Source organism: Pseudophaeobacter sp. C1-32P7, from assembly GCF_041008775.1.
Lineage (GTDB): Bacteria > Pseudomonadota > Alphaproteobacteria > Rhodobacterales > Rhodobacteraceae > Phycobacter > Phycobacter gallaeciensis_A.
The window spans coordinates 1-5,261 of record NZ_JAXGFR010000055.1 but is presented as its reverse complement, the minus strand read 5'-3'; the positions used below and the strand labels follow the sequence as shown (position 1 = coordinate 5,261).

At 58.5% G+C, this 5,261-nt stretch carries 6 protein-coding genes; 5 read left to right on the top strand and 1 reads right to left on the bottom strand.

The window, feature by feature from the left end:
- Positions 1 to 193 precede the first annotated feature (193 nt).
- The 5 genes from SM763_RS23880 (at position 194) to nhaA (ending at position 4,500) form a co-directional block, all read left to right on the top strand.
- Complete coding sequence (locus SM763_RS23880; RefSeq protein ID WP_369000050.1) at positions 194 to 451, top strand: DUF2933 domain-containing protein; 258 nt, start codon at positions 194 to 196, stop codon at positions 449 to 451.
- Complete coding sequence (locus SM763_RS23875; protein ID WP_369000048.1) at positions 451 to 1,104, top strand: methyltransferase family protein; 654 nt, start codon at positions 451 to 453, stop codon at positions 1,102 to 1,104. The genes SM763_RS23880 and SM763_RS23875 overlap by 1 nt, the downstream gene beginning before the upstream one ends.
- Positions 1,105 to 1,189: 85 nt before the next feature.
- On the top strand, positions 1,190 to 1,894 hold the full coding sequence (locus SM763_RS23870; RefSeq protein WP_369000046.1) for a ferric reductase-like transmembrane domain-containing protein: 705 nt from the start codon (positions 1,190 to 1,192) through the stop codon (positions 1,892 to 1,894).
- A 108-nt stretch (positions 1,895 to 2,002) separates the two neighbouring features.
- Entirely contained in the window at positions 2,003 to 3,340 is a 1,338-nt protein-coding gene (locus SM763_RS23865; RefSeq protein ID WP_369000044.1) for an APC family permease, read from the top strand.
- Positions 3,340 to 4,500, top strand: coding sequence for a Na+/H+ antiporter NhaA (nhaA, locus tag SM763_RS23860; protein ID WP_369000042.1), 1,161 nt, complete (start codon positions 3,340 to 3,342; stop codon positions 4,498 to 4,500). The genes SM763_RS23865 and nhaA overlap by 1 nt, the downstream gene beginning before the upstream one ends.
- Here nhaA and SM763_RS23855 read toward each other — a convergent pair.
- Positions 4,435 to 4,908, bottom strand: a complete 474-nt coding sequence (locus SM763_RS23855; protein ID WP_369000040.1) for a potassium channel family protein — start codon at positions 4,906 to 4,908, stop codon at positions 4,435 to 4,437. The genes nhaA and SM763_RS23855 overlap by 66 nt on opposite strands.
- Positions 4,909 to 5,261: the final 353 nt, after the last annotated feature.

Sequence of the window (5,261 nt, the reverse complement as noted above, 5' to 3'; positions counted from 1 at the left end):
CGACAAACAGCAGCCGAAGAAAACCTTGCCAGCGGCAATCACGATGATAACGTCACAGGTGCCGCGACATAGAATCTCATCCTGATTGTCGCCAGCGTCTCACCCAGATTGTCGCGCTATAGCTCGGAAGGCTTCACAAGCGGATACAATTCTCAAGGCCCTTGCGGGTCGAAACCTAGGATGGAGATATGTCATGACCGAACATAGCGAACACCACATGAACCGTGACGAGCCGACCAGGCCGCCCTCTTTTTGGCGATCACGCGCCGGCATCTATCTGATCGTCGCTCTTGCCGGGGGCGGCCTTCTTCTGGGTTATGAACACCGGGTGCACCTTCTGGGAAGTGGATTGCTGATCTGGCTGCCCTTGCTGCTCTGCGTCGGCATGCACTTCTTCATGCATGGCGGCCATGGAGGCCACGGCGGGCACGGCAAAGGAGACGACACATAATGGCCGATGCAGGTGCTTCCTATGGACTTTGGGTGCTGGCATTTATCAATTCGGCGGTATTCATCATTTTCGCCTTCAGTTTCTTCAAGCCGCAGACAAAACGCGACTGGCGCAGTTTCGGAGCCTTCAGCGCCTTCGTCTTGGCGTTGTTCACCGAGATGTACGGGTTTCCGTTGACCATCTTCTTTCTTTCCGGTTGGCTGCAATCGACCTGGCCGGAGATTGACTGGTTTGCTCACGACAGCGGTCACCTGCCTGAGATGATGTTCGGCTGGCAGTCAAACCCACACTTCGGGCCGTTCCACCTCCTGAGCTTCGTCTTTATCGGCGGCGGCTTCTGGCTGATATCCGTGGCATGGCACCATCTGTGGAATGCGCAGCGTCAAGGGTTGCTTGCGACGACAGGCCCCTATGCCCGCATTCGCCATCCCCAGTATGTGGGGTTCGTGCTGATCATGCTGGGCTTTCTCGTGCAATGGCCGACCCTCCTGACGCTCGCGATGTTCCCGGTGCTGGTCTGGATGTACGCACGGCTGGCCCGCGGCGAGGAGGGGGACAGTCGTGCCCGTTTTGGCGAAAGCTGGGACAGGTATGCCAGCCGGGTTCCGGCTTTCATACCAAACGTCAACACTCTGCAGAATGTTGAACGCTGATTGGAAGCGAAAGCCGATCTGATGTGCTATTTGCGTGCCTAAAACATCTTTGGAAGACTGCAAACATACGGTATCTGAAACCATGATGAAAAAACCCGCCCTTCTGCGGCACGTACTAACCATCGGCACGTCCGTGTTGGTTGGATACCTGCTGCTGATCTCGCGGGCCGAATGGTCGGAAATGCATCGCTACAATCGCGCATTCGGGGATCTTTCGCTTGTGCTCATCGCGCTCGCGATGGCGATAGGTCCGCTTGCGCGCCTGTCATCGGCGCGCCTGTTCCGAAAACTTTTGCCGTATCGGCGCGAGCTTGGCATTTACGCCGTTCTGGCGGCAATTGCGCATACCGTGATCATACTGATCGGCTGGGTCGAACTTGATCTCGCGCGGTTGTTCGGTTTCGAGTTTCATCCTCAATTGCAACGCTACGTGATGTTGAACCACGGGTTTGCGCTGGCCAATGTGGTCGGGATCGCGGCACTGCTCTACGGCTTTGTGCTTGCCGGTACGTCGAATAATTTCAGCCAAAGCGTACTTGGCACGTCCGTGTGGAAATACATCCAGCAGGGCGCTTATGTTCTGTGGTGGCTGGCGGTGCTGCACACGGCTTATTTCTTGTTCTTTCATTTTCTTGATTTCCACCGCCAAACGCCTGAACCGAACTGGGCGCGATGGCCGTTTGTTGCCCTTGTGGCGTCAGTTGTCGCACTGCAAGCGGCCGCCGTTGTGGTCACATGGCGTTCGCAGACTTCCCGGCGGATCTACGGCGCACCCTCGCAACGGGAGTAGTCGCGATTTCATCAGACGCCCAGGGTCGGGACTTCTGGCGGCCTGAAACCTATAGGGTGGGCATGCGCAGAGGCGTAACGACCTAAATAGCAACCAAGGCAGATCGAAATGCAGAAACACGATAAAAACCACGATGTAAACGACGGCTACCGCGAAGGCTCGATCAGCCTTGGCGGAGCTGTTGCCATGGGCACGGGCGTTATGATCGGAGCCGGTATCTTTGCCCTGACCGGACAAATCGCCCAGCTGGCTGGACCACTATTTCCACTCGCGTTCATCGCTGGTGCCATCGTGACCAGCTTCAGCGCTTACAGCTACATCAAGATGTCGAACGCCTGGCCCTCGGCAGGGGGCATCGCGATGATCCTTCAGAAATGCTATGGATCGGGGGCGGTTGCGGCGGGAGCGGCGCTTTTGATGGCGCTCAGCATGGTGATCGCGGAAAGCCTCGTCGCACGGACATTCGCAACTTATGTCTTGCGGCCTTTCGATATCACGGGTGGGCCACTTGTGCCCGTTCTGGCGGTTGCCGTGATCGTGTTCGCATTCTTGGTCAACATCGCAGGAAACCGCTCCGTCGGGCTATTCTCTCTAATCATGGCGGCGATCAAGATCGGGGGCATCGCGCTGTTCGGTATCGCAGCACTCTGGTCAAGCGGGTTTCAGTTCGCCGCCGCGTCAGAAACGGCCGAGACCTTTGGAGTGACAGGCTTCATCGCCTCTGTCGCACTGGCGATCCTTGCCTTCAAGGGCTTCACCACGATCACCAACAGCGGCGGCGAAATCACCGATCCCCACAGGAATGTGGGCCGCACTATCATGCTGTCCATCGGGATCTGCGTGGTGGTCTACTTGCTTGTGGCCTTTGGCGTAGGCGCGAGCCTGACAATCGACGAAATCATCGCCGCGCGCGACTATTCGCTGGCCCAGGCGGCTGAGCCCGCACTTGGGCAGGTGGGCTTTTACTTGACGGTCGTGTTGGCGGCCGTGGCCACGGCATCCGGCGTGTTGGCCAGCGTTTTCGCGGTGTCGCGGATGCTGACCATGCTGACGGATATGGAGATGATCCCGCACAGCCACTTTGGTATGACCGGGGCCATTCAGCGCCACATGCTGGTCTATACGGTTGTGATTGCCTCGGCGCTGGCGGTGTTCTTCGATCTGGGCAGGATCGCCTCTCTGGGAGCATTCTTCTATCTCATCATGGATATGATTGTGCATTGGGGTGTGTTCCATTTCCGACGGAAAGAGATTGGAGCAGCGCCAACAATTCTTCTTTTGGCACTTGCTTTCGACGCCGTGGTACTTGTCGCCTTCACTGCGATGAAACTTCAAAGCGATCCGGCCATCGTGCTTTATGCCGCCATCGGCATTGCCACTGTCTTTGTCCTTGAACGTGTTTACCTGTCGCGATGGATGGCACCGGAAGCAGCGCATGAGCACTGATGTCAGCGGTTGAAACCCGGCAATCGCACGAAGGACGGCGTGCAGGCATCGCCATGCTCGTCGCGATCGCCCTGGGCATGGGTGCGGCCAATTCACCGCTGTCGGGCGTTTACGACTTCATCCATCACTATCCGCTGCGGCTGGGCATCGCGCCCGTTGTGATCGACGCCCCGCTGATCGACTGGATCAATCAGGGCCTTCTGGTCGTCTTCTTTTTTCACATCGGCTTGCACACCAAACAAGAGATGACGTCGGGCGTTCTGGCGGCGCGGGGGCGCGCCACCTTGCCGGCCATTGCGGCGTTCGGCGGCATGGTGGTGCCGGTGGCGATTTATCTGGCGTTCAATGCAGGCGACCCCGAAGCGATGCCCGGCTGGGCGATTCCGATTGCGACGGATGTGGTTTTGGTGCTGGGCCTGATGTCGTTCCTCGGATCGGCGGTGTCCGTGGGCCTTCTGGCCTTCGTCACGGCGGTTGCGATCTTTGACGATCTGGGCGCCGTGCTGGTCATTGCACTGTTCTACGGCGAGGCCGAGTTCGGCTGGTCGCTGGCCCTCATCGCGGTCGGGCTTGGCGGTCTCTGGGCTCTGAACCGGCGCGCGAGCGAGGCCACCAAGCTCTATCTCGTTGCGGGCACATTGCTGTGGTCCGGGCTGATTGGGTCCGGGCTGGAAGGGGCCATCGCGGGGGCGATCATCGGTCTGGCGCTGCCGCTGTCGGCTTTCAGACTGAGCGCCGTCGCACAGGTCGAGCATCGCGTCGCACCTCTGGCCCTGTTCATCGTCGTTCCGATCTTTGCCTTCTTCAATGCCGGGGTGCCGCTGACCAATGCGTCCGCGAACTGGACGACAGATACGGTCGCTGCGGGCATTGCCCTGGGCCTTGTTATCGGAAAGCCGTTGGGTGTCGCATTGGGAACCGGCCTTGCACTGTGGGCGGGTCTGGGCAGTTTGCCGTCTGGGACATCGTTGCGCGATACCCTGCGCGCCGCACTTTTCGCAGGCATCGGTTTCACGATGAGCCTGTTCATCGTCACCGCCGCGCTGGATGATCCCGCACGCGCGGATTCGGCAAAGATCGCCGTCATTTTGGGCTCAAGCATGTCCGCCATCCTCGCCAGTGTTGCCCTGCTGGCAGTCGCGCGCAGGCGTACGTCCTGACATGTCCTGCGATGTTCCGTCCGGACGCACGCAGGGCTGCCAGACCCAGAGGCGGTTCATCATCGCGTAGAGGAAGGAGGCGGACCACGCTATCAGCAACAGACCGATCAGCGCCTCGACGCCCGTCAGAAACCGCAGGTGCCCGGTAGGAAAAATGTCTCCTATTCCGAGCGAGGTGTAGGTTATTGCCGAAAAATAGTAGTAATCGAGGGGAGCCGCGATGGTCTCACCCGCAAATGCGCCCAGGTTCAACCAGCGCTCGGCCAAGGCAAAGGCGACAGCGAACACGCCAATTTGCAACATATGGACAGTGAACAGCAGAGTCAGAACCGCGAGGACGCGGATGGAGGGCCGCATTGGAATGCTGGCCATCCCACCACTGCACCACTTCAGGGTGGTCAGATGCATCACCGCCGTCACCAGAAATGCGGACAGGGATAAGCCAATAGAGAGAAGCAAGTCTATGTTCCTTTTGTTTCATTCGCAGCAACTATAGACGTCTTTCCCGCCTCTAAACATGCCTGCTGGCACCACCGTCGAATGCGTGACATCAAGTAAGCGCTTGCGTTCGCTTTGGCACGAAATCGCTTCGGCAACATCCAGTGGGTGAAATGAAATATCGCCGTCAGTTGCGCTCACGAACGGCCTTGTTGCGCAAATCGGGTGAGGGATTCACTGCGTGAATCCAGCGTGATAGCTGGAAGGTATGAGCAGTTGGGCCCCTACGAAGTATAAGACCACGAACTGGTCGGCTTACAATG

Excerpts from the sequence above, each read along its gene's own strand:
- SM763_RS23855 (WP_369000040.1), bottom strand. The coding sequence starts at position 4,908 with ATGCATCTGACCACCCTGAAGTGGTGCAGTGGTGGGATGGCCAGCATT.
- SM763_RS23880 (WP_369000050.1), top strand. The coding sequence starts at position 194 with ATGACCGAACATAGCGAACACCACATGAACCGTGACGAGCCGACCAGG.
- SM763_RS23875 (WP_369000048.1), top strand. The coding sequence starts at position 451 with ATGGCCGATGCAGGTGCTTCCTATGGACTTTGGGTGCTGGCATTTATC.
- SM763_RS23865 (WP_369000044.1), top strand. The coding sequence starts at position 2,003 with ATGCAGAAACACGATAAAAACCACGATGTAAACGACGGCTACCGCGAA.
- SM763_RS23870 (WP_369000046.1), top strand. The coding sequence starts at position 1,190 with ATGAAAAAACCCGCCCTTCTGCGGCACGTACTAACCATCGGCACGTCC.
- nhaA (WP_369000042.1), top strand. The coding sequence starts at position 3,340 with ATGTCAGCGGTTGAAACCCGGCAATCGCACGAAGGACGGCGTGCAGGC.